The sequence below is a fragment of the Streptomyces ipomoeae 91-03 genome, from assembly GCF_000317595.1.
Lineage (GTDB): Bacteria > Actinomycetota > Actinomycetes > Streptomycetales > Streptomycetaceae > Streptomyces > Streptomyces ipomoeae.
The window spans coordinates 1-541 of record NZ_AEJC01000477.1 but is presented as its reverse complement, the minus strand read 5'-3'; the positions used below and the strand labels follow the sequence as shown (position 1 = coordinate 541).

Genomic DNA, 541 nt, shown 5'->3' with positions numbered 1-541 from the left:
CCGGGACCTTCAGACGGGCGGCCATCCGGCGCACCATGCGCCGCACCTTGTCCCGGTCCAGGGCCTCCGGCGGCCCGCTCTGCAGCACGGCCCGCCGGAACAGACCCCGGGCGCGCGGGGCGGCCAGCAGCGCACCGATGCTGATGGCGCCCGCCGACTGGCCGAACACGGTGACCCGGTCCGGGTCGCCGCCGAACTCGGCGATCGACTCCCGTACCCACTCCAGCGCGGCCAGCTGGTCGCGCAGCCCGTTGTTGGCCGGGGCGTCCGGGAAGAGGCCGTAACCCTCCACGCCCAGCCGGTAGTTGAGGGACACCAGCACCACGCCGTCGCGTGCGAAGCGGCTGCCGTCGTACACCGGGATCGCCGACGAGCCCCGGGTCAGCGCGCCGCCGTGGATCCAGACCATGACGGGGAGCCGGGCCCCTCGGCCCGGCTCCGGTGTCCACACGTTGAGGTTGAGGCAGTCGTCACCCGCCACGACGGGATCGGACAGATAGCGGGCGAACGCCTCCGAGTACGGCGGTTTCGGGGACGTCGG

General features: G+C 73.8%; 1 protein-coding gene. It reads right to left on the bottom strand.

The features are described 5' to 3' along the window. Positions 1-541: carboxylesterase family protein (locus STRIP9103_RS31210; protein WP_009327132.1), on the bottom strand; the 541-nt coding region annotated here is incomplete at both ends.